General features: G+C 70.0%; 17 protein-coding genes and 1 tRNA gene. 12 read left to right on the top strand and 6 right to left on the bottom strand.

Features of this window, described 5'->3' with window-relative positions; genetic code table 11:
• Positions 1 to 6: 6 nt before the first annotated feature.
• From KGD87_RS35965 to KGD87_RS35925, 9 genes are all read left to right on the top strand, one after another.
• Positions 7 to 2,436, top strand: coding sequence for a tetratricopeptide repeat protein (locus tag KGD87_RS35965; protein ID WP_284665417.1), 2,430 nt, complete (start codon positions 7 to 9; stop codon positions 2,434 to 2,436).
• Positions 2,436 to 5,768 carry a tetratricopeptide repeat protein gene (locus KGD87_RS35960; RefSeq protein WP_284665416.1) on the top strand — a complete coding sequence of 1,111 codons (3,333 nt, stop codon included), beginning with the start codon at positions 2,436 to 2,438 and terminating at the stop codon, positions 5,766 to 5,768. Before KGD87_RS35965 ends, KGD87_RS35960 begins: the two co-directional genes overlap by 1 nt.
• On the top strand, positions 5,765 to 7,222 hold the full coding sequence (locus KGD87_RS35955) for a tetratricopeptide repeat protein (protein WP_284665415.1): 1,458 nt from the start codon (positions 5,765 to 5,767) through the stop codon (positions 7,220 to 7,222). The genes KGD87_RS35960 and KGD87_RS35955 overlap by 4 nt, the downstream gene beginning before the upstream one ends.
• 7 nt (positions 7,223 to 7,229) lie before the next feature.
• On the top strand, positions 7,230 to 7,505 hold the full coding sequence (locus tag KGD87_RS35950; protein ID WP_163784540.1) for a hypothetical protein: 276 nt from the start codon (positions 7,230 to 7,232) through the stop codon (positions 7,503 to 7,505).
• A gap of 4 nt (positions 7,506 to 7,509) precedes the next feature.
• Positions 7,510 to 8,853, top strand: a complete 1,344-nt coding sequence (locus tag KGD87_RS35945) for an AgmX/PglI C-terminal domain-containing protein (RefSeq protein WP_284665414.1) — start codon at positions 7,510 to 7,512, stop codon at positions 8,851 to 8,853.
• 42 nt (positions 8,854 to 8,895) lie between these two features.
• The gene (locus tag KGD87_RS35940) at positions 8,896 to 9,342 is read left to right on the top strand and encodes a cyclic nucleotide-binding domain-containing protein (protein WP_284665413.1); all 447 of its coding nucleotides are present in this window, start codon (positions 8,896 to 8,898) and stop codon (positions 9,340 to 9,342) included.
• Positions 9,343 to 9,429: 87 nt separating this feature from the next.
• The gene (locus KGD87_RS35935) at positions 9,430 to 9,993 is read left to right on the top strand and encodes a hypothetical protein (protein WP_284665412.1); all 564 of its coding nucleotides are present in this window, start codon (positions 9,430 to 9,432) and stop codon (positions 9,991 to 9,993) included.
• Between the two features lie 111 nt (positions 9,994 to 10,104).
• Positions 10,105 to 11,370: a hypothetical protein gene (locus KGD87_RS35930; RefSeq protein ID WP_284665411.1), complete on the top strand. Its 1,266-nt coding sequence runs from the start codon at positions 10,105 to 10,107 to the stop codon at positions 11,368 to 11,370.
• A gap of 23 nt (positions 11,371 to 11,393) precedes the next feature.
• Positions 11,394 to 12,008, top strand: a complete 615-nt coding sequence (locus tag KGD87_RS35925) for a polysaccharide biosynthesis/export family protein (RefSeq protein WP_284665410.1) — start codon at positions 11,394 to 11,396, stop codon at positions 12,006 to 12,008.
• Positions 12,009 to 12,017: 9 nt separating this feature from the next.
• Here the strand turns inward: KGD87_RS35925 and KGD87_RS35920 are convergent, their stop codons facing one another.
• The 6 genes from KGD87_RS35920 to KGD87_RS35895 form a co-directional block, all read right to left on the bottom strand.
• Positions 12,018 to 12,839, bottom strand: a complete 822-nt coding sequence (locus tag KGD87_RS35920) for an inositol monophosphatase family protein (protein ID WP_284665409.1) — start codon at positions 12,837 to 12,839, stop codon at positions 12,018 to 12,020.
• 13 nt (positions 12,840 to 12,852) lie between these two features.
• On the bottom strand, positions 12,853 to 13,383 hold the full coding sequence (locus KGD87_RS35915) for a TlpA family protein disulfide reductase (protein WP_284665408.1): 531 nt from the start codon (positions 13,381 to 13,383) through the stop codon (positions 12,853 to 12,855).
• Position 13,384: 1 nt separating this feature from the next.
• Complete coding sequence (gene mpl, locus KGD87_RS35910) at positions 13,385 to 14,857, bottom strand: UDP-N-acetylmuramate:L-alanyl-gamma-D-glutamyl-meso-diaminopimelate ligase (protein ID WP_284665407.1); 1,473 nt, start codon at positions 14,855 to 14,857, stop codon at positions 13,385 to 13,387.
• Complete coding sequence (locus KGD87_RS35905) at positions 14,850 to 16,031, bottom strand: serine hydrolase domain-containing protein (RefSeq protein WP_284665406.1); 1,182 nt, start codon at positions 16,029 to 16,031, stop codon at positions 14,850 to 14,852. The genes mpl and KGD87_RS35905 overlap by 8 nt, the downstream gene beginning before the upstream one ends.
• Positions 16,028 to 16,939 (bottom strand): S66 peptidase family protein, encoded by a 912-nt coding sequence (locus KGD87_RS35900; RefSeq protein WP_284665405.1) that lies wholly within the window; start codon positions 16,937 to 16,939, stop codon positions 16,028 to 16,030. Before KGD87_RS35900 ends, KGD87_RS35905 begins: the two co-directional genes overlap by 4 nt.
• Positions 16,940 to 17,047: 108 nt before the next feature.
• Positions 17,048 to 18,331 carry an RsmB/NOP family class I SAM-dependent RNA methyltransferase gene (locus KGD87_RS35895; RefSeq protein ID WP_284665404.1) on the bottom strand — a complete coding sequence of 428 codons (1,284 nt, stop codon included), beginning with the start codon at positions 18,329 to 18,331 and terminating at the stop codon, positions 17,048 to 17,050.
• Positions 18,332 to 18,382: 51 nt separating this feature from the next.
• On the opposite strand from KGD87_RS35895, the gene KGD87_RS35890 reads away from it, so the two are divergent.
• From KGD87_RS35890 to KGD87_RS35880, 3 genes are all read left to right on the top strand, one after another.
• Positions 18,383 to 18,455, top strand: a tRNA-Asn gene (locus KGD87_RS35890).
• A gap of 436 nt (positions 18,456 to 18,891) precedes the next feature.
• Positions 18,892 to 20,070 carry an AAA family ATPase gene (locus KGD87_RS35885; protein ID WP_284665403.1) on the top strand — a complete coding sequence of 393 codons (1,179 nt, stop codon included), beginning with the start codon at positions 18,892 to 18,894 and terminating at the stop codon, positions 20,068 to 20,070.
• Positions 20,067 to 20,693: a DUF4276 family protein gene (locus tag KGD87_RS35880; RefSeq protein WP_284665402.1), complete on the top strand. Its 627-nt coding sequence runs from the start codon at positions 20,067 to 20,069 to the stop codon at positions 20,691 to 20,693. Before KGD87_RS35885 ends, KGD87_RS35880 begins: the two co-directional genes overlap by 4 nt.
• Positions 20,694 to 20,778 lie beyond the last annotated feature (85 nt).

Here is a 20,778-nt window from a genome sequence, read left to right as displayed (position 1 = left end):
CAGACGGTGAACGCGTCTCTCCGTGCCCTCGCTCTCGCGGCGACCCTGCTGGGGCCGGCGGCCGTCCGTTCCGCCGAGCCCGCGCAGGTGCCCGCGCCCCCGCCGACCGCGCGTGCGCTGTCGCCGCGGCTCGACGCGGTGGAGACGAGACTGCTCGGCATCGAGGAGAGCCTCCACTTCGTGGAGACGCAGTTCACCCAGCGGGCCGAGCCCAGTGACGACGACGCCCGCGCGCGCCGCTACTCCGACGGCGAAATCCACTACCTGCTGGGCGACTGGCCGGCGGCGTCCGTCCTCTTCTACGACCTGGTGAGCGACCCGCGCTTCCGCCCGCATCCGCGCTATCCGGACGCGCTCTTCTATCTGGCGGACTCGCTCCTGGCGCAGCGCAACTACATTGGCGCGCGCCTGTACCTGCGCGAGCTGCTGGCGCTGCCCCCCACCTCCGGCCACTACCGCGAGGCCCTGGCGCGCTACCTGACGGTGGCCGGCCGCCTCAACTACTTCGACGGTATCGAGGCCTACGTGGCGCAGGCCCGCGCGATGTCCGGCGGGCAGCTGCCCCCGGAGATTGCCTACGTCCACGCGAAGTGGCTGTTCCGGCGCACGGACCTGGCGCCCGCGGACCGCATCGCCCAGGCCCGCGCCGCCTTCACGCTGCTGGCGCAGGCGCCCGACGGCGCCTTCCGGCTCCAGGCCGCCTACCACCTGGGCGTGTTGTCCATGCAGGAAGGTGACCTGCCCGCGGCCATCACCCGCTTCCAGCAGCTGGCCACCCCACCCTCCGCCCAGGCCGCCCAGGCCGCTCCGGGCAGGACGGGGCCTCGCCGCTCCGCGCCCACGCCGGAGGAGGAAGCCCGTCGCGTGCGCGAGCTGGCGCTGATGTCGCTGGGGCGGCTGCTGTATGAGACGGGCCGCTTCGACGACGCGCTGGACCGCTACGGCCAGGTGCCGCGCGACAGCGAGTCCTTCCCGGACGCGCTCTACGAATCCGCCTGGGTCCACGTGCGACAGGGCCACTACCGGCAGGCGAAGAACGCCATCGACATCCTGCTGCTGGTGGCGCCCGACTCGCAGCTCGCGGCCGAAGGCCTCATCCTCCAGGGCAACCTGCTCCAGAAGCTGCGCCGGTACGACGAGGCCACCGACGCCTACACCCACGTCATCGACACCTTCCAGCCCCCCAGGGAGCAGGTGGACGCGCTGCTGAGCTCGCACAGCGACCCGGTGGCGTACTTCGACCGGCTGCTGGTGCGCGCGGACGGCCCGCTGGACCTGCGCACGGTGCTGCCGCACCTGGTGCTCAAGTACGCCACCACGCAGCGCGAGGTGACGGACGCGGTGCGGCTGGTGGAGGACCTCGACAGCGGTCGCCGGGGCCGGAGCGAGGCCGCGGCCATTGCCCAGCGCATCCTCCACGCCCTGGACACGCGCGGCCTGGAGACCTTCCCGGAGCTGCAGGAAGTCAACGCGCGCGCGGACGCGGTCGACACCTCCCTCACCCAGGCGGAGGCGGAGCTGGTGCGGGTGGAGACGCTCGCGATGCAGGGCCTGCTCACGCCTGACGAAGTGGCACGGCTGACGGAGGCCCGGCAGGCGCGCGAGGCCCTGGAGCTCCGCTTCTCCGCGCTGCCCACCTCGCTGAAGGCGATGGAGGACCGCCGCGAGCGCATGCAGCGGCGCGTGGATGCGCTGGACCGCGAGGCCCACCGGCGCGACGTCGAGCTCCAGTCGCTCCACGCCATCGCCGCCTCGGTGCGCAAGTGGGTGGATGACTCGCGGCCACTCCGACAGACGCCTCCGGACGAGGAGCGCGAGTTCCTGCTGCAGTTGCAGGCGGAGGTCCAGACGCTGAAGGACCTCAAGGCGGAGCTGACCGCCACGCGCGCGCGACTGGCGGACGAGCGCAACGCCGTGGACACCACCCTGGCCGGCGAGCGCGCCATCCGCACCGCCTATGCGGATTCCCTGCGGCGCGAGCACGGGCTCCTGCGCCAGGCGGAGCCCCGGGCGGACGCGGAGGTCCTGGCCACGCTGCGGCGCACCCAGGGCGTGCGCGGCAGACTGGACGTCCTGCGCGGACGGGTGACGGCGGCCCGGGTCGTGGTGCGCGAGCGGCTGGAGCGCCAGGGCCGCGTCATCCGCGAGAAGGTCGTGGCCGAGCAACAGCTCCTGGAGCGCTACGAGGCCGAAGTGGCCACCGTGTCCGGTGACGCCCGGCAGCTGGTGGGCCGCATCGCCTACGACAGCATCCGCCGCGTGCGGCAGCAGTTCTACGACCTGGTGCTCAAGGCGGACGTGGGCGTGGTGGACGTGGCCTTCAACGAGAAGCAGGACAAGACGACGGCCATCCAGACGCTCTCCGCACAGAAGGACGAGGCCCTGCGCGAGCTGGACGCCGAGTTCCAGGACGTCCTGTCCGAGGTGAAGGAGTGATGCGCACCCGTCTCCTCGCCGCGCTGCTCGCCCTGGGGGGCCCCGCGTCCGCCGCGGAGGCGCCCGCCGCGCCCGCCTCCCCCTACCTCCTGGGCATGGGACGCACGCCCGAGCAGGAGGCGCTGTTCCAGGAGGTGAGCAGCGCGCTCGAGCTCTATGAGTCCGAGGCGCGCGAGTTCCACCGCGAGGTGCAGGAGCTGGTGGAGCAGCGCTACGAGCAGAAGCGTGGCGCGCTGGCGGCCTCCTACGAGAAGCGCATCAAGGACCTGGAGGCCCAGGAGCGCCGCGAGCGGCTGGACGCCATCGCCCGGTTCGAGGCGTTCCTGCGCCGCTACCCCGCCGAGCCGCGCTTCACGCCGGACGTGATGTTCCGCCTGGCGGAGCTCTATTACGAGCGCTCCTCGGACGACCACCTGCTGGCGATGCGGGACTACGCGGAGCGGCTGGAGGCGCACGACAAGGACCCGGGCGCGGAGTTCCCCACCGAGCCACGCGTGGACTACACGCCGTCCGTCGCGCTCTACCGCAAGCTGCTGGCCACCTTCCCGGACTACCGACTCAACGACGGCGCCTGGTACCTGCTGGCCTACTGCCTGGAGAAGCAGGACCAGTACGACGACAGCCTCCACGCGTACGAGCAGCTCATCGCCCGCTACCCACAGAGCCGCTTCGCCACCGAGTCCTGGGTGCGCATTGGGGAGTACTGGTTCGACAACTACGAGGACTCGCAAGCCCTGCCCAGGGCCGCGCGGGCCTACGAGGCCGCCACGCGCGACGCCTCGCACCCGCTCTACGACAAGGCGCTCTACAAGCTCGGCTGGACGTACTACCGCATGGACCACTTCGAGCCGGCGGTGGCGTCCTTCCTGACGCTGGTGGAGTTCTACGAAGCCCAGCGCGTGGCGAAGGGCGACGCGGCGGCCGGCGGCGACCTGCGCGAGGAAGCGCTCCAGTACGTGGCCATCTCCCTGGCGGACGACACCTGGGGCGGCATCGCCCGGGCGGACGCGCTCTTCGCGGAGCGGGGCCCGCGCCCCTACGAGGCCGAGGTGTACCAGCGGCTGGGCAACGTCTACTTCGACCAGACGAAGCACGCGCAGGCCATCGAGGCCTATCGCCGGGTGCTGCAGAAGGCGCCGGACGCACCGGACGCGCCCATGGTGCAGCAGCGCATCGTCCAGGCCTACGAGCGGGACCGTCTGCTGGGCCTGTCCTTCGCCGAGTCCGAGGCCCTGGCCAACCTCTACCAGCCCGGCGGCGCCTGGCACGAGAAGAACAAGGGCGACACGGCGGCCATCACCCGCGCCAACACCCTGGTCGAGCGCAGCCTGTACGGTAGCGCCACCTACCACCACCAGCAGGCCCTGGTCTTCAAGCAGGAGGGCAAGTTCGAGCAGGCCCGGAGCGCCTTCGACGTCGCCGCCCGCGCGTATGGCACGTACCTGGAGCGCTTCCCGCGGACGAAGAGCGCGGGCGACATCCGCTTCTATTACGCGGAGTGCCTCTACAACGCCTTCCAGTTCGCCGCCGCCGCGCGTGCCTATGAAGAGGTGCGCGACACGGACGCGGCCAACAAGCACCGCCCGGACGCGGCCCTCAACGCGGTGCTCGCGTGGCAGCAGCAGCTCACGCTGGAACGCCAGGCGGGCACGGTGCCGGAGTCCAGGACGCTGCGCTCGACGGAGCGGCCCCAGGGCCAGGCGGTGAAGCCCCGCCCCTTCGCGCCCACCGAGCAGAAGCTGGTGGCCGCCGCGGACGCCTACGTGGCCCTGCTGCCCGCCGGAGAGAAGGCGCCCGGCATCGCCTACCAGGCCGCGGAGCTGTACTACTCACACGACGACTTCCCCGAGGCCCGCCGCCGCTTCGAGGCCATCATCCAGGCGTACCCGAGCCACGAGGTGGCCCGCTACGCCGCCAACCTCACCATCGAGACCTTCCTCATCGACGAGGATTGGCGGAGCGTGGAGTCCGTCAGCGCGCGGCTGGCCAGCAACGACAAGGTCATTGACCCGTCCAGCGACCTGCACAAGCAGTTGGTGAAGTTCAAGCTCGCCGGCCGCTTCAAGCTCGCCGACCAGCTCATGGCCGAGTCGAAGTACGAAGAGGCCGCGGCGAAGTACATTGAACTGGTGGACGAGTCGCCCCGCCACGAGTTCGCGGACAAGGCCCTCAACAACGCCGCGGTGGCGAATGAGAACACGCGCCGCTTCGACTCCGCGCTGAAGCTGTACGAGCGCATCTACCGCGAATACCCGTCGTCGCCGCTGGCTGGCGGGGCGCTGTTCCGCGTGGCGGTGAACGCGGAGAACTCCTACGACTTCGACAAGGCCGTCGTCAGCTACCAGAAGCTGGTGAAGGACTACCCGGGCTCGAAGGACCGGGAGGCCGCGCTCTTCAACGCCGCGCGCCTGTTGGAAGGCCAGCAGCGCTACCCGGAGGCGGCCGCCGCCTTCATGCGCTATTCGGACCTGTTCCCCAAGGCGGAGGACGCGCCGAAGAATCAGTACCGCGCCGCCATCATCTACGAGAAGCAGGGCGACCCCCGCGGAGAGGTCCGCGCGCTGCAGGAGTTCGTGCGCAAGTTCGCCTCGCGGTCCAGCCAGGTGGAGCTGGTGGTGGACGCGCACCGGCGCATGGGCGACGCCCATCAGAAGCTGGGCAGCACGCGCGAGGCCCAGCGCGCCTGGGAGCGCTCCGCCGCGGAGTTCGACCGGCGCAAGCTCCAGCCGGACACACACCCGCTGGCCGCGGATGCCGCCGCCTACAGCCGCTTCCAGTTGGCCGAGCTGGAGTTCCAGAAGTTCGACAAGCTGAAGATTGGCGGCAAGGGCAAGGCGCTGGAGCGCAGCTTCACGGCGAAGCGCAACGGCGTGAAGTCCGTCAACACCGCGTACGCACGCGTCTACCCGTACAAACAACTGGAGTGGACGCTGGCCGCGCTCTACCGCCGGGGGTACGCGCTGGAGCGCTTCGCCAACACCATCATCGAGACGCCCGTCCCGGTGGAGGTGAAGCGGATGGGCGAGGAGGCGGTGGTCGTCTACCAGGACGCGCTGGTCCAGCAGACCACTTCGCTGGAAGAGGCCGCCGTGGAGAGCTACGCCGCCACGCTGGCCGAGGCGCGGAAGAACCGCCTCAACAACGCGTGGACGCGCCGCACGCTGGAGTCCCTCAACCGCTTCCGGCCCAAGGAGTATCCGGTGCTCAAGGAGCCCAAGCAGGCGCTGGCCGCGGACGCCACCTATCCGGATGGGCTGGTGGGCAGCCTCACCGGGCCCGTGCGCTCCACGACGCAAGAGGGCCCGCGCCTGTCCGGGGAGGGAACGAAGTGAGTCCTGGCCCGCGTCTTTCCCGCGCCTGCGCGCTGACCTCCGGGGTGCTGGCCTCCAGCCTCTGGCTGTCCGCGTGCGCCACCACCCCCGCCGTCACCCGGCCAACGCCCGAAAAGGCTGCCTCCACCGAGGACGCGGGCTCCACCGCGACACCGCCAGACGCGGGCGCCCCCACGGAGCCGCGGTCGCCGCCCCTGCCCCGCCTGGAAGCGCCGCGCGGCCCCGAGCGTGACTTCGTCGAGGCGGTGGAGATTGCGCGCCGGGGAGAGCTGACCGCGGCCGAAGCGGCGCTGCGCACCCTGGTCGAGCTGGACCCGAAGCTGGACTACGCGTGGACGAACCTGGGCATCGTCCAGGAGCGGCTGGGGAAGCCGGCGGACGCGGAGCGCTCCTACCGCGAGGCGCTGGAAGTGGCCCCCGAGCAGCAGTCCGCGTGGGACTGTCTGGCGCGCCTGTATGGCCGCACCGGCCGCACGGCGAAGCTGGAGGCCGAGCTGCGCGAGCGGCTGTCGTCCCAGCCGGACTCGGTGACGCTGCGCACCGCGCTGGCCATCACCCTGCTCCAGGCGAAGAACCACGCGGGCGCCTCGGCCGAGGCCAAGCAGGCGCTGAAGGGCGACGAGCGGCACGTGCGCGCCATGCAGGTGCTGGCGCAGGTCTACTACCGCGAGGGCAAACACGAGCTGGCGCGCATGGTGCTGGAGAACGCCCGCGCCATCGACCCAAAGGACGCGGCCACGCACAACGCGCTGGGGCTGGTGTCCCTGGCGCTCGACTCGCGCCCCCAGGCCCTGGAGTCCTTCAAGACGGCCGCGCGGCTGCGGCCGGACTTCGCGGAGGCGCGCAACAACTTCGGCGCCATGCTCAACGAGGCCCAGGACTACGCGGCCGCCGTCACCGAGCTGGAGGCCGCGGTGCGCGCCGCGCCGGACTTCGCGTCGGCCCGCCTCAACCTGGGCAACGCCCACCGGGGCCAGGGGAGCTTCGCGCGGGCCCGCGCCGAGTATGAACAGGTGCTGCTGCTGATGCCGGGCGCCGCGGACGCGTACTTCAACCTGGCCATCCTCTACCTCGACGTGGAGCCGCCGGGGATGGAGACGCTGAAGCGCTACAAGACGGCCCTCACCCACTTCGACAGCTACCAGGCGCGCGGCGGACGCGATGAGCGCATCCCCCAGTACGTGAAGGACGCCCGCAAGCTCATCGACCGCGAGGAGCGGCGGCTGGAGCGCGAGCAGAAGGACCAGCTCCGCAAGGCCGCCGAGGCCACGCCGCCCGAGGGAACACCGCCCGCCCCCACGGTGTCCAACCCGGCGCCAGGCACGCGCGTCGCGGCGCCTGGCGCCTCACCTTCCACCACCTCCGCCCCAAGCAGCCCGGCACCGTCCCCGGACGGTGCGTCCGCTGCCCCGGTGCCCACCGGCTCGGGTAGACTCACCACCGACGCCCAGTGACTCCGCCATGCGCTCCGCCTTCGCCCTCATCGTGCTGCTCGCCGCCGCGCCCGTGCTGGCCCAGGACGCCAGTCAGGCCTCCTCGTCCAGCAGCGGCGCCGCGGCGCCGAAGAAGGCCCCGCGCAGGGTCATCCGCCTGGAAGCCCTCACCGTCGAAGGCCGCATCCAGAAGCCCCAGGCCATGTACATCCTCCAGCGCTCCAACCTGAGCTTCGACGACCTCAGCCGCACCGAGAGCTTCGTGCCCAAGGTCGAGAAGAGCGTGGAACAGGAACCCTTCTAGTCCCATGGCCGCCACCTCGCAGAACAAGCTGCTCCGCGTCGGCGTCATCCAGAACGGCCGCATCGTCGAAGAGCACCACATCCGCCGCGAAACGGTCACCATCGGCCACGACGCGAAGAACACCATCGTCCTGCCCTCCACCGAGGGCCAGCCCGCCCGCTTCGCCCTGCTGGAGAACCAGAACCAGCAGTTCCAGCTCGTCATCGCGCCGGACATGAAGGGCCGCGTCAACCTGGGCTCGTCCGACGTGGACTTCGAAGCCCTGCGCGCGCAGGGCCTGGCCACCCGCCGCGGCGACCTGCACGTCCTGCCCCTGCCGGAGAGCGCGCGCGGCAAGGTGGAGCTGGGGGACGTCACCCTCTTCTTCCAGTTCGTCACGCCGCCGCCCGACGAGGCGAAGCCGGTGCTGCCCGCGGACGTCATGGTCAGCCGGTGGAAGACGATGGACCGCGTCTTCTTCGGCATCCTCGCCGCCTCGCTCCTGGTCCACTTCTCCGGCGCCGCCCTCATCATCGCCTCGGAGACGCCGCAGGTGGCCGAGCTGGAGCTGGACGAACTGGATGACCGCTTCGTGCGCGCCATCATCCCCCAGCGCCCGGTGGAGGCCCTCAAGCCGGCGGACACCGGCGCCGCGGAAGCGCCCAGGAGCGACAAGCCCGATGCCGCGCCCAAGGAGGACACGCCCGCGCAAGACAAGCCCGCGGGTGACGCCGCCCAGCAGCGCCGCGCGGAGGTGGTGAAGAAGGTCTCCGGCAAGGGCTTGCTGAAGATTCTGGGCTCCAACAGCGGCGGCGGCCAGGGGGCCTTCGCGGACGTGCTGGGCGGTGCCAGTGGCGGCGGTGACATCGCCGAGGCCCTGGCGGGCGCGGGCGGCGTGGGCGTGGCCCGCGAGGCCTCCGTGGGCGCCACCGGCGGTCCACGCGGCGGTGGCACGGGCACGGTGACGGACATCGGCGCCATCGGCACCCAGGGCGGCGGCAAGGTGGACCTGGGCGACAAGAAGGAGACGGTGGTGAGGGGCCGCGTGCAGGACGCCACGCCTGAAGTCGAAAGCTCCGACGTGGACCGCGACGCCCTGGCCCGCTACGTCCGCGCGCGCAAGGCCGCCATCCAGAGCTGCTACGAGAAGGAGCTCAAGCGCAACCCCCGCCTCAAGGGCAAGGTCGTGGTGCGCTTCACCATCAAGACGTCCGGCCGCGCCGGGGACATTGAAATCGAGGAGAACACCCTGGGCAGCGAGGCGGTGGGCAGCTGCATCCGCACCACCATCCGCAGCTGGGTGTTCCCCTTCAAACCCGACGACGAGACAGCCGTTTCCTACCCCTTCGTCTTCGCGCCGGCGGGCTAGGCTCCCGGTGTCGGGAGCATCCAGCCGGGCCCCGGGGGGAGCATGGAGAAGCTGTCCGTCATCGCCGCATCGCCGCTCTTCGAGATGCTCTCCTCCGCGGAGCTCGGCCACCTCGCCGAGCTGGCGCGCGCGCGGCGCTTCGCGGCCGGGGACGTCATCTTCGAAGAAGGGGACCTGGGCGACAGCCTCTTCGTCGTCGTCCGTGGCCAGGTGGAGGTCGCTCGCCGTCAGCCGCAGGGCGGCCTGCATCCGCTCGCGGTGCTGTCCCCGCCCGAGTTCTTCGGGGAGATGGGCCTCATCGACAAGGACTTCCGCTCCGCCACCGTGCGCGCGATGACGGACGTGGACCTGCTTCAGCTCCGCGCGCAGGACCTCCGCGAGTTCCGGAGGACACATGGAGATGGGTTCACCTTCATCGTGGTGAATATCGCCAGGAGCCTGTCTGCCCGGCTGCGCGAGGCCAACGTCCGTCTCGCGACGAAGGTCTGATTGGTCAGTGATGAGCACTTTCATCGCCCTTGCGTTGGTTTGACACCCCCCACCCCTGCCTCTACGCTCTGCGGCATCGTGAGTCGCATGCAAACCGTCGGAATGATTGCCGTCCTGGCCGCCGGCATGGCGACGGCACAAAGCCCGTCCCCCACCACGCCGCCCGCCCCTCCCGTAGCCACCGCGGCGCTGGAGAAGGCCCGCGACGTGCCGGACGCGGCGAAGCTGGCGCGCAGCACGCAGGCCCTGGGCGGCATGCGCGAGGTGCTGCGCTCGGTGTTGGGGAAGGTGGAGGAGGCCCGGCGCACCAAGGACGTGGTGAAGCTCAACTGCGCCAACGAGAAGCTCACCCAAATCAAGGGCCTGCTGCGCATCTCCGAGCAGGCGGACGTGTCCCTCCAGGAGGCGGTGTCCCGCCAGGAGTCCTCGTCCAGCGAGCACGAATTCACCAAGGTGATGATCGCCCAGCAGAAGGTGGGACAGCTCCGCTCGGAGGCCGAGGACTGCATCGGCCAGCTCGCCTTCCGCACCGATGAGAACCTCTTCGTGGAGGTGGAGGAGCCCAACAACCTCCCCGGAGGAGACCCCAGCCGTCCCCTCACGCCCGACATCGTCCTGGTGCGCCCACCTCCCGCCAGCCCCGTCCGGTAGCACCGCCAACAAACGTTCGGTCCGGCCTGACTCGCATGTTATGACGCCGCCGGCCGCAAGCACGAAAGGTGGGAGGAGATGCGCCTCACACCTGGAAAGCCCTCCTGAGCCATGAAGCAACCCGCGACATTCTGGGGAGGACTTGGGGCGCTGGCGCTGCTCGCGCTGGGCGGCACGGCCTCCGCCCAGGGCATCGCGGCGCCTCCCACCGGGGGCAACGGCTTCAAGGTGGGCAACGGGCGGCTGCACCCCTACTTCGACCTGGAGACGCGGCTGGACAGCGGCGCGGGCTACTTCTCGCCCACCGGCAACGCGGAGCCCAACAGCGACCCGGTGTCGGCCAACCTGGCGAGCGACGTGGCGCTGCGCTTCCGCCCTGGCTTCCGGCTGGAGATTCCGTCGTCCACCCTGGCGTTCAACCTGGGCGCCAACCTGGACTACGTGATGTACACGGGCCTGGTGACGAAGAACTCCAGCGCGGCCTCGCGCATGGAGGGCGCGGCGGACCTCAACGCGCGCTTCAACCCGGACGCCCCGCTGTCGCTGGAGGTGTCGAACCAGTTCGCGCGCTCGGACCGCACGCGCACCGCGGCCGTGGGCGTGGGTGTGCTCAGCCTCTTCAATGAAGCGCGCGTGAAGGCCCCGTGGCGCCCCGGCGGCGGCGCGGTGGAGCTGACGCCCAGCGTGGCCTACGCGGTGGAGTTCTTCCAGCCGCTGAGCTCGGTGAGCCCCATTGGCTGTACCGAAAGCGTCTGTGACCCGGCCGCCGTGGAGCGCTTCGACTACGGCAACCTGCGCGTGGGCGCGGAGGGCCGCTGGCGCTTCCTGCCGAAGACGGCGGTGGTGCTGGACACGAACCTGGACGTGCGCAGCTACTTCAACGACAGCACGCCGGGGGCCTCGCTGCTGCGTGTCATGGGCGGCGTGGCGGGCCTCGTGTCCCCCAAGGTGGCCGTCACGGCCAAGGCGGGCTGGGGTCAGAACTTCGGCAGCACCGGCGGCGGCACCATGCTGGGGCAGTTGGAGGGCACCTACCTCTACAGCCCCACCCTGAGCTTCAAGGCGGGCTACCTGCGCGCCCTGGAGCCCGTGGCCGCCTACGGCTTCTTCACGGACAACCGGGGCTACGGCGAGGTGCGCGCCCTCTTCGGCGGCAAGCTGACGGTGGCCGGTGGACTCGCGGTGGACTTCCTGCGCTTCGACGGCGGCCGGAAGGACACCGTCGTCGGGGTGAATATCGGCCCGGAGTACCAGTTCTACCCATGGCTGACGGGCGCGGCCGGCTACATGCTGGGCCGCCGCTCCTCCTCGGTGGATGGCGGCGGCCTCAACTACTCGCGGCACGAGGGGTACGCCCGCCTCTCCGTGACGTACTGAGTGAGCGTCTGTCCCTCCTGGCGATGAACCGCTTCCGCGCCGCCCTCACCGTGCTGTCCCTGCTGACGCTGTCCGCATGCCTCGGCGCGTCGCGGCGTCCGCCGCCGCCCGCGCCGACTCCCGCGGCGGAGGCCGAAGCCGCGCGCTCCACGGGCGGCAGGCTGGGCCCCGGGGACGTGGTGGAGGTGCGCGTCTTCCAGGAGCCCGAGCACTCCGGCACCTGGCGGCTGTCCGGAGAGGGCACCATCGACTACCCGCTGTGCGGCAAGGTGCCGCTGTCGGGGACGACGCCCAGCTCCGCGGCGGACCAGCTCCGCGACTGCCTGGCGCGCTACGTGCGCCGTCCGCAGGTGTCGGTGCTCATCCGCGAGTACAACTCGCAGAAGGTGTTCGTCTTCGGCGAGGTGCAGAAGCCGGGCACCTTCCCCGTGGACAACGAGATGTCCATCGTCCAGGCGATTACGCTGGCCGGCGGCTTCTCCAAGCTGGCGGCGAAGAACAACACGCTGGTGACGCGCGTGGTGGACGGGCAGGAGCGCAAGATTCGCGTGCCCGTGGAGGACATCGGCGTGGGGCGGGAGAAGAACTTCATGCTCCAGCCCGGCGACATCGTCTTCGTGCCGGAGAGCTTCTTCTAGCCTGGGGCCTCAGCCGCGCGGAGGCTGTTCACGCAGCCCGTCCACGAAGCGCTTCGACTCGGCCAGCAGCGCCGGGGCCAGCGCGGGCGCGGAGGCAAGCACGTCACCGCGCAGCACGTCGAAGGGCTCGCCGGAGATGTGGCGGATGACGCCGCCCGCCTCCTCCACCAGCAGCGAGCCCGCGGCGATGTCCCACGGCTTCAAGCCGAATTCGAAGAAGCCGTCGAAGCGGCCCGCGGCCACGTAGGCCAGGTCCAGCGCGGCGCTGCCCGTGCGGCGCATGCCCTGCGCGTGGAGGATGAGTCGGCTGAAGAGGCCCACGGGCCCCTCCGGGCGCTCGCGCACGTCGTAGGGGAAGCCCGTGCAGAGCAGCGCCCGGTTGAGCGAGGCCACGGTGCTGGCGCGCAGCGGACGGCCGTTGAGCGTGGCGCCCTGCCCGCGCGCGGCGGAGAACAGCTCGTCCAGCATCGGGTCATAGACGACGCCGGCCAGCACGCCGCCGGGGCCCTCCACCGCCACGCTGACGCAGAAGTGCGGCACGCGGTGCGAGTAGTTGGTGGTGCCGTCCAGCGGGTCCACCAGCCAGCGCAGGCTGTCGGTGCCATGCGTGGCGCCGCTCTCCTCCGAGAGGATGGCGTGGTCGGGGTGGCGCTCGCGGATGAAGGTCAGCAGCGCCTCCTCGGAGGCCTTGTCCGCGTCCGTCACCAGGTCGATGCCCCCCTTGAACTCGATGGTGCGCTCGCCCAGGAACCGGTCCGCGAGGATGCGGCCGGCGAGCCGGGCGCCCTCCTCGGCGGTGCGGCGCAGGCTGTCGGGCGAGTCCTGGGACATGACGCGCACTCCTCTATGGGGTGGGCTCGGCGAGCAGCGCCTCGAGCTCTGTCTGGTACTTCGCGAGGAACTCCTCGGCGAAGCCTTCATGGACGTGGCGCACCACGCCCTTGCGGTCGATGAAATACGTGGTGGGCATGCCCCGCACCTTGAGGGTGCGCTCGGCCACCTGGGCGTTCTCGTCCATGAGGACGGGCAGCGTCACCTGCGTCTCCTCCAGGAAGGTGGGGATGGCGCGCGGGTCCTCGTCGATGTTGAGCGCGTAGACCTTCAGGCCCTGGGCCGCGTACTCGTTCGCGAGGTCCTGGTAATAGGGCAGCGCGTCCTTGCAGGGCTCACACCAGGTGGCCCACACGTCGAGCACCACCACGCTGCCCCGGTCCGAGGCGATGTCGTACGGCTCGCCGCCGGGGTAGCGCTTCACCTGGAAGTCCAGCGGCTTCGAGGCCCCCTGCCCCTCCGGCACGGGAGGCGGCATGGCGGGGCGGCTCGCGCAACCGGACAGCGCGAGCGCACCCACGACGACGAATGGCAGGCGCGGCATGTCAGGCTCCCTTCCGCGCCCGGGCCGAGAGGGCCGCGAGCACCTTGTCGATGAAACCACCGAAGGCCCCGTTGCTCATCACCAGCAGCACGTCGCCGGGGCGGGCCTCGCGGGCGACCAGGTCCACCAGGGCCTGCACGTCCGTAGCGCCCTCGCCGGGGATGCCCTGGGCCTGGAGGTCGGTGACGAGCTTGCGCACGTCCAGCTCCTCGCCCACCGGCACCTTGTCGTGGCGCTCGGGCACCTTGAGGCTGGCGCGGGCCGCGCCAGTGAAGGCGTGGGCGTAGTCCTCCTGGTGGATGTTGCGGCGGCTGGTGTTGGAGCGCGGCTCGAAGACGGCCCACAGCCGCCGCTCCGGGTAGCGGTGGTGGACGGCGGCGATGGTCTCCCGCACCGCCGTCGGGTGGTGCGCGAAGTCGTCAATCACCATGACGCCGTCCGGCTCGCCGCGGAGCTCCTGCCGGCGCTTCACGCCGCTGAAGGTGGCCAGCCCCTGGGCGACCTCGTCGAAGGTGAGCCCCAGGCCCTGCGCCGCGGCGATGACGGCCAGCGCGTTCTCCACATTGTGCGCGCCGCCCATGGGGAGCTGCACGGTGCCAAGTGATTCTCCATGGGCCACCACGTCGAAGCGGGCGCCGTCCGGGCCGAAGGACAGGCCGCGCGGCGTGTAGTCCGCGTCCGCGCCCTCCTTCGCCACGTACGTCACCACGCGCCCCGGGCAGCCCTCGCGCGCCAGCTTCACCGCGTTGGGGTAGGCGGCGCAGACGACGAGCTGCCCGTCCTGGGGGATGAGCCGGACGAACTTCTCGAAGGTCGCCTCGTAGTGCGGCAAGTCGCGGAAGATGTCCGCGTGGTCGAACTCCACGCTGGTGAGGATGGCGGTGCGCGGCCGGTAGTGGAGGAACTTGGAGCCCTTGTCCCAGTACGCGGTGTCGTACTCGTCGCCCTCGACGACGAAGTGCGGCCCCTTCCCCACGCGGTAGTTGCCCGCGTAGTTCTGGGTGACGCCGCCCACGAGGAAGGACGGGTCCTTGCCCGCCGCCACCAGCACGTGGGCCATGAGCGAGGACGTCGTCGTCTTCCCGTGCGTGCCGGCCACGACGACGGAGTGCGCGCGGTCCAGGAAGAGCGAGCCCAGCGCGGCGGGGAAGCTCATCTGCTTCAGGCCGCGCTCGCGCACGGCGGTGGCCTCGGGATTCACGCGGCGGATGACGTTGCCGATGATGACGAGGTCCGGCTTCGCCGCGTCCAGGTTCTCCGGACGGTACGGCGTGGAGGCGGGGATGCCCCACGTCCGGAGCATGTCGCTCATGGGCGGGTAGACATTCTCATCGCTGCCGGTGACGTCGTAGCCGGCGGCCTTGAGCATGCCGGCGAAGGAGCCCATGCCCGTGCCCGCCACGCCCACCAGGTGGATGCGGCGCACGCTGCCGGGTTCGAGGGTGTCGAGGACGTTTCCGTTGTCGTCAGCCATGGTGTCCCTGCTTCGTTTCAGTGAGCTCGAGCGCCTCCACGACGAAGTCATGGAAGAGCGGTCGAAAATCCCGGATGCGCGTTTCCTGGCGGCCGTTGGCCACGCGGTTCGTCACCAGCGCCACCACCAGCGAGCGGCGCAGGTCCACCCAGAGGCTGGTGCCGGTGAAGCCCAGGTGCCCCACCGCGCCCGGCGGGGTGTCGCCGATGTAGTGCCCGGCGCTGGACACGCCTTCTGACGGCGAGTCGAAGCCCATGGAGCGGGTGCTGGCCTGCACCTTCGGGTCCGTGGCCAGCGCGCGGTGCCACAGCGGCCCCGGCGCGATGATGGCCCCGCCCGCGCAGCCGTCCAGCACGGCCTGGCCGAAGCGAGCCACGTCCACGGCGGTGCCGAAGAGGCCCGCGTGGCCGGCGACGCCGTCCATCACCCAGGCGTTGTCGTCGTCCACTTCGCCCGGGCGCGTGGGCTGGGTGGGCACGTCCTTCCACAGCGTCTCCTGCCCCGGCGCGGGCTCACGCGGGCGGGTGGCGCCGGTGGGCGCGGGCATGGCGTCCGCGGGGAAGTCGGTGAGGCGGTGGAAGCGGGCGCCGAGGCCCAGGGGCTCGGCGACGTGGCGGGAGAAGAGCGTGTCCAGCGGAGCGTCCGCGGCCCGCGAGAGGATTTCACCCAGGAGGATGAAGCCCACGTCGCTGTAGGCGGCGCGCGTCCTGGGCTCGGCGGCGAGCGGCGTGGCGGCGGCGGCCTGGATGACCTCGTCGCGGACGCGGGCGCGCAGGGCGGAGGGACAGTCCGCGTCCAGCAGCTCGGGGTGCGTGGTGAGCGCCTGGGCGAAGAAGGGCACGAAGGGCGGCAGGCCGGAGCGGTGGTAGAGCAGGTCCGCCACGGTGACGCCCGCGTCGCCCACGGGTGTGCCCGGGAAGTAGCGGGAGACCAGCGTCTCCGGGCCCACCTTCCCTTCCGTCCAGAAGCGGAGGAAGAGCGAGGTGGTGCTGATGACCTTGGTGAGCGACGCCAGGTCGAAGCGCGTGTCGCCGGAGACGTTGCCCGCGACGCCGCCGAACACCTGGACGCCCCGGTGCAGGACGACGGCCTGGGCCGAGGGGAAGACGCCCAGGGCACAGGCGTCATCGAGGACCTTCTGCAGAATCGCGATGGGGTGGGTACCGCCACTCATGCGCGCACGGCTCCTTCGAGGAAGGTGAGGCACGCGGCGTCCGCGTCCAGACGGACCTGGGTGCCGAGCGCCACGGGGTAGTTGAGGTCACCGTGGCCAATGGGGAAGCCCGCGGCGCAGGGCAGCCCCGCCTCGCGCGCGAGTTCACGGAGCACGTCGGCGCTGGAGTAGTCCGCGCCCTTCTCCTCGCAGCCCGTGAAGTCGCCCAGGACGATGCCGCGCACGCGGGAGAAGACGCCCGCCAGGCGCAGGTGGGTCCACATGCGGTCGAGGCGGTACGGGCGCTCGGTGACGTCCTCCAGCAGCAGCACCGCGCCGTCGAGCGGCGGCAGGTACGAGGTGCCGATGAGGCGCGACAGCACGGACAGGTTGCCGCCCACGAGGTGCCCCTCCGCCATGCCGGGCACGTAGGTGGCCGAGCCCGTCAGCGCGGGCGGCGCCTCGGGGGACTCGAGGAGGCGGAACAGGTACTCGCGCACCGCGGGAGGCTGCCGGCCGAGCTGCGTGAGGACGGGCCCGTGGAAGGAGACGCGCCCCAGCGCCTGGAGCGCCCCGTGCACGGAGGTGAGGTCGGAGAAGCCGACAAAGGCCGCGTGCGAGGCGTCCGCGAAGGGGAGGTCCGGCAGGAGCCGGGCGCTGCCGTAGCCGCCACGAGCGCTGAAGATGGCGCGGGCGTCCCGGTCCAGCAGGGCGCGCGACAGCTCGCCGCCCCGGCGCGCGTCGTCACCGGCGAGGTAGCGGTGGGCGGAGAAGAGGTCGGGGCCGTGGAGGGGGCTGTAGCGCTCGGCGATGACAGCCAGTCCGGCTTCGAAGCTCGGACGGTCGAAGGGCCCGGAGGGGGCGACGACATGCACGGCGTCGCGAGGACGGAGCGGAAGGGGCTTGAGCCAGCGCACGGTGCGCTTCATAGCACCCGGGGCTCGGGCGGCACGGTGATTCGCGGCCCGGACGGGCGAAGCGTTGAGTTCCCCCGTCCGTCGGGACACGGACACTGCGACCGCCTGGCGTCCCCGCCCCTACCCTGCCGAGCGCTCCAGGACGGCCGCGAAGAAGGCGTCCGTGCCATGCCGGTGCGGCGCGACGAAGAGGAACCCGTCGCGGAGGCACGCGGCGGGGAGCCACCCCGCCCCGGGCGTCGCGAGGTGGAAGTCCGGGCGGGACGCCAGGAAGGCGGCGACGACGTCCTCGTTCTCCGCGCGGTTGACGGTGCAGGTGGCGTAGACGAGCCGCCCGCCGGGGCGCACCAGGCGGGCCCCGCGCTGGAGGATGTCCTGCTGGAGCGCCGGGAACCGGGTGAGCACCTCGGGCTGGATGCGGAAGCGCTGGTCGGGGCCCCGGCGCAGGGAGCCCAGCTCCGAGCACGGGGCGTCCACGAGCACCCGGTCCGCGTCGAGGTGCTCGGGGAGGCTCCGGAGCACCTGGACCCGGGTGAGGTGCGCGCGGGCGGAGCGCTGGAGCAGCCGGTCGAGCCGCTCGGGGTCCGGGTCATAGGCCAAGAGCCGCCCCGAGTCCTTCATGTCCGCGCCCAGTTGGAGCGTCTTGCCCCCCGCGCCGGCGCAGAGGTCCAGCACCGTCTCCCCAGGCTGGGCGCCCACGAGGAGCCCCAGGAGCTGGCTGCCCTCGTCCTGGACCTCGAACAGGCCCTCCTGGAGGGCGCGGAGCCCATAGAGGTTGGGCCGGGGCCCCTCGACATGGAGCGCCAGCGGACTCCAGGGGCCAGGGCGCGTCTCGACGCCCTCGGAGCGAAGCCGCTCGGCGAGGGCCTCCCGGGAGGTGCGCAGGACGTTGGCCCGGAGGGTGATGGGGCCCGGGACGTTCAGGTGGGCACAGAAGTCGTCGGCCTCGGGCCCGAGCTCCCGGGTGAAGTGGGCGGCGAGCCAGTCCGGCAGGGAGGCCCGGAGCGCGAGGGAGGGGGGTGGAGCTGTGTCCAGGGAGGGCGGGGCCCCCTCCCCCAGCCCGGCCAGGGAGGCGGCTGCCGCGGCTGGGACGCCAGCGAGGCCGTGTAGCAGGGCATGGAGGAGGGATTCAGGCGAGGCGTCCTCCCGGCCCAGGAGGAAGCCCAGGCGGCGCCGCCAGAGCCCGACGTTGAAGACGGCCTCCTTGAGGGCCTGGCGCTGCTCGCGGGTCAGGGAGCGATGGTCACGCAGAGTGCGGTCGAGCACGCGCTCAGCGGCGGAGCCCGTGAGCACCTGGGCGATGGAGTCGGCCGCCACGGGGCCCAGGCCGGCGAGTGCGGACCAGGGCTGGAGGCGAAGCCGGGAGAGCGGATCAAAAGGGACTGTTGACAGAGCGGGCACCATTCTCTAGAAAGCGCCTCATCACGGCAACGCGGTTCCGCCGGGACGACATATTCCCCGATAGCTCAGCCGGTAGAGCGGGTGACTGTTAATCACTAGGTCCGAGGTTCGAGTCCTCGTCGGGGAGCTGAAAATTGAAGGCCCTGCCAGTTTCTGGCAGGGCCTTTTTCTGTTGGCAGCGTGCTGAAATCGTGGGTGTGCACCACGAAATTAGTCGCTGTAATAGGACTGAGGCGCAACATCCTTCATGATGGCGAGTGAGCGGCGGTGCACGATGGGCCACCGCACCGTATTCGCGAGTCTTGAGCGATGCCGCGATGTCCAATCTCCTCGATACAAAGTCACTCTCGGGCCGCAATGCAGAAACCGAAGCCGATCCGGGACGCTTTCACAGGGTGATTGAGCAGTTGGTCAAATTCCTTGAGCCAAAGGTGCCGTCGTTCAGCATTGAGCGATGCACGATTGAGACAAAGGAGACCGTTGACATCTGCGTAGAGCGCCAAAGAAGACTCTCGTCAAGGCCAGCAACAATGGCCCCGTGCTCGTGAGGTAGGGAGAGAGCAATGTTCATCGAATCACTGAGAATAGACGGCCTACTCTCCTTCGCCCCTGGAACTCCAGCGGTAGAGCTCCAGCCGCTCAATGTTCTCATTGGCCCCAATGGCTCGGGCAAATCGAACCTTATCGAAGCCATCGAGCTTCTGCATGCAACGCCAACAGCCTTCGCCTCCGCGATTCGCGACGGCGGAGGTGTTCGGGAATGGCTTTGGAAGGGCGATGGCGGCACGTTATCCGCCACACTCGACGCAAGACTGAAGCGAGACGCCAAGACCGCGCTCCGCTACCTGCTCAAGTTCGCAGCCAGCGGGGCTCGCGTCGAGGTCATCGACGAGGCGATCGAGGAGGCTGAAAAGGACAAGCCTACCGCCAAGGACGTCTACTTCTATTACAGGTTCCAAGACGGACACCCCGCGCTGAACGTGCGCGAGGCGGTCAGCGGTAAACGCACGCCTCGTCGTCTGCAGCGCGAGAGCCTCGCCTCCGACGAGTCGGTGCTCTCGCAGCGCAAAGACCCCGACCTGTACCCCGAACTGACGTGGTGTTCGAATCAGTTCACGCGCATCCAGACCTTTCGCGAGTGGAGCTTCGGACGCTACACGGCACTCCGCCAGCCGCAACCAGCCGATCTGCCGACGGACGTCTTGCTCCCTGATGCGCGTAACCTCGGTCTGATCCTCAATCAACTCGAACACACAGGCGCGGGCCCCGAACTGAATGCAATGCTGCGTCGGTTCCTTCCCCGCTTTCAGCGGGTGAGCACCCTGGTTCAGGCCGGCACTGTGCAGTTCTTCTTGCATGAAGATGGGCTCAAACAGCCGGTCTCCGCGACTCGCCTTTCCGACGGCACGATACGTTTCCTCGCAATGAGCGCGATCTTACTCATGCCGAACCCACCTCCGCTCATATGCATCGAGGAGCCAGAGCTTGGCCTTCACCCCGATGCGCTGTCTCTGGTGGCTGAGCTTCTCGTCTCCGCGAGTTCGCGCACACAACTCGTTATTACAACCCACTCCGACACGCTGGTCTCCGCGCTCACCGAGCACCTCGACTCAATGCTTGTCTGCGAGCATCGCGGAGGCACGCAACTGACGCGCCTCAAAGCCAACGACTTGAGCCACTGGCTCGACAAGTATCGATTGGGCGATCTCTGGCGCATGGGTGAACTCGGAGGCAACCCGTGAGCAGCATCGCTATCTACATCGAAGGCGGCGGCGACTCCGAAGCAGGGAAGGCGGCCCTGCGCCAGGGCTTTGATGCGCTTCTCGCTGAGCAGAAGAACGCCGCGCGGGTTCGCCATATGAGGTGGAAGACAGTGCTGTGCGGCGGGCGCGGCGCAACCTTCGATGCGTTTCTGAACGCGACCACGAAGTGCACTTCGGACATCGTCGTGCTCCTTGTTGACGCTGAAGGAGCCGTCGCCAAGTCGACGCCCGCAGGACGCGTCGAACATCTTGCAAATCGAGACAACTGGACTTTCAATGGTCTCAATGCGGAACGCGTCCACCTCATGACCCAGTGCATGGAGGCGTGGTTAGTCGCCGATCCGAAGACTCTGGCCGAATTCTACGGAAAAGACTTTCGAGAGAAGGCGCTGCCCAAGCGCACAGTACTTGATGGTGAGCCCAAGACTTCGGTATATAACGCACTCGAAGCCGCAACCAAAGACACTCAAAAGGGAGGCTACGGCAAGATCAAGCACGCGAGCGAGCTTCTTAAACGCCTCCAAACCAACACGCTCGCCACACGTTGCACCTCATTTAAACACTTCATAGATCACCTCAACTCTTCAATCGCAAGCGCATAATTGAGCTTGCCTCGATTTCGCATGGAGTTGCCCCTTGTGCCTACCCAAAATTCAGTCGCTGCGTCATGCGTGCGTCAAGGCTGCG

This window comes from Myxococcus sp. SDU36, from assembly GCF_030168875.1.
Taxonomy (GTDB): Bacteria; Myxococcota; Myxococcia; order Myxococcales; family Myxococcaceae; genus Myxococcus; species Myxococcus vastator.
Note: the sequence above shows the minus strand (reverse complement) of the source record. Positions and strands in the feature narration are given on the sequence as shown.

Excerpts from the sequence above, each read along its gene's own strand:
- KGD87_RS35960 (WP_284665416.1), top strand. The coding sequence starts at position 2,436 with ATGCGCACCCGTCTCCTCGCCGCGCTGCTCGCCCTGGGGGGCCCCGCG.
- KGD87_RS35950 (WP_163784540.1), top strand. The coding sequence starts at position 7,230 with ATGCGCTCCGCCTTCGCCCTCATCGTGCTGCTCGCCGCCGCGCCCGTG.
- KGD87_RS35945 (WP_284665414.1), top strand. The coding sequence starts at position 7,510 with ATGGCCGCCACCTCGCAGAACAAGCTGCTCCGCGTCGGCGTCATCCAG.
- KGD87_RS35940 (WP_284665413.1), top strand. The coding sequence starts at position 8,896 with ATGGAGAAGCTGTCCGTCATCGCCGCATCGCCGCTCTTCGAGATGCTC.
- KGD87_RS35935 (WP_284665412.1), top strand. The coding sequence starts at position 9,430 with ATGCAAACCGTCGGAATGATTGCCGTCCTGGCCGCCGGCATGGCGACG.
- KGD87_RS35930 (WP_284665411.1), top strand. The coding sequence starts at position 10,105 with ATGAAGCAACCCGCGACATTCTGGGGAGGACTTGGGGCGCTGGCGCTG.
- KGD87_RS35925 (WP_284665410.1), top strand. The coding sequence starts at position 11,394 with ATGAACCGCTTCCGCGCCGCCCTCACCGTGCTGTCCCTGCTGACGCTG.
- KGD87_RS35920 (WP_284665409.1), bottom strand. The coding sequence starts at position 12,839 with ATGTCCCAGGACTCGCCCGACAGCCTGCGCCGCACCGCCGAGGAGGGC.
- KGD87_RS35915 (WP_284665408.1), bottom strand. The coding sequence starts at position 13,383 with ATGCCGCGCCTGCCATTCGTCGTCGTGGGTGCGCTCGCGCTGTCCGGT.
- mpl (WP_284665407.1), bottom strand. The coding sequence starts at position 14,857 with ATGGCTGACGACAACGGAAACGTCCTCGACACCCTCGAACCCGGCAGC.
- KGD87_RS35905 (WP_284665406.1), bottom strand. The coding sequence starts at position 16,031 with ATGAGTGGCGGTACCCACCCCATCGCGATTCTGCAGAAGGTCCTCGAT.
- KGD87_RS35900 (WP_284665405.1), bottom strand. The coding sequence starts at position 16,939 with ATGAAGCGCACCGTGCGCTGGCTCAAGCCCCTTCCGCTCCGTCCTCGC.
- KGD87_RS35895 (WP_284665404.1), bottom strand. The coding sequence starts at position 18,331 with ATGGTGCCCGCTCTGTCAACAGTCCCTTTTGATCCGCTCTCCCGGCTT.
- KGD87_RS35885 (WP_284665403.1), top strand. The coding sequence starts at position 18,892 with ATGTTCATCGAATCACTGAGAATAGACGGCCTACTCTCCTTCGCCCCT.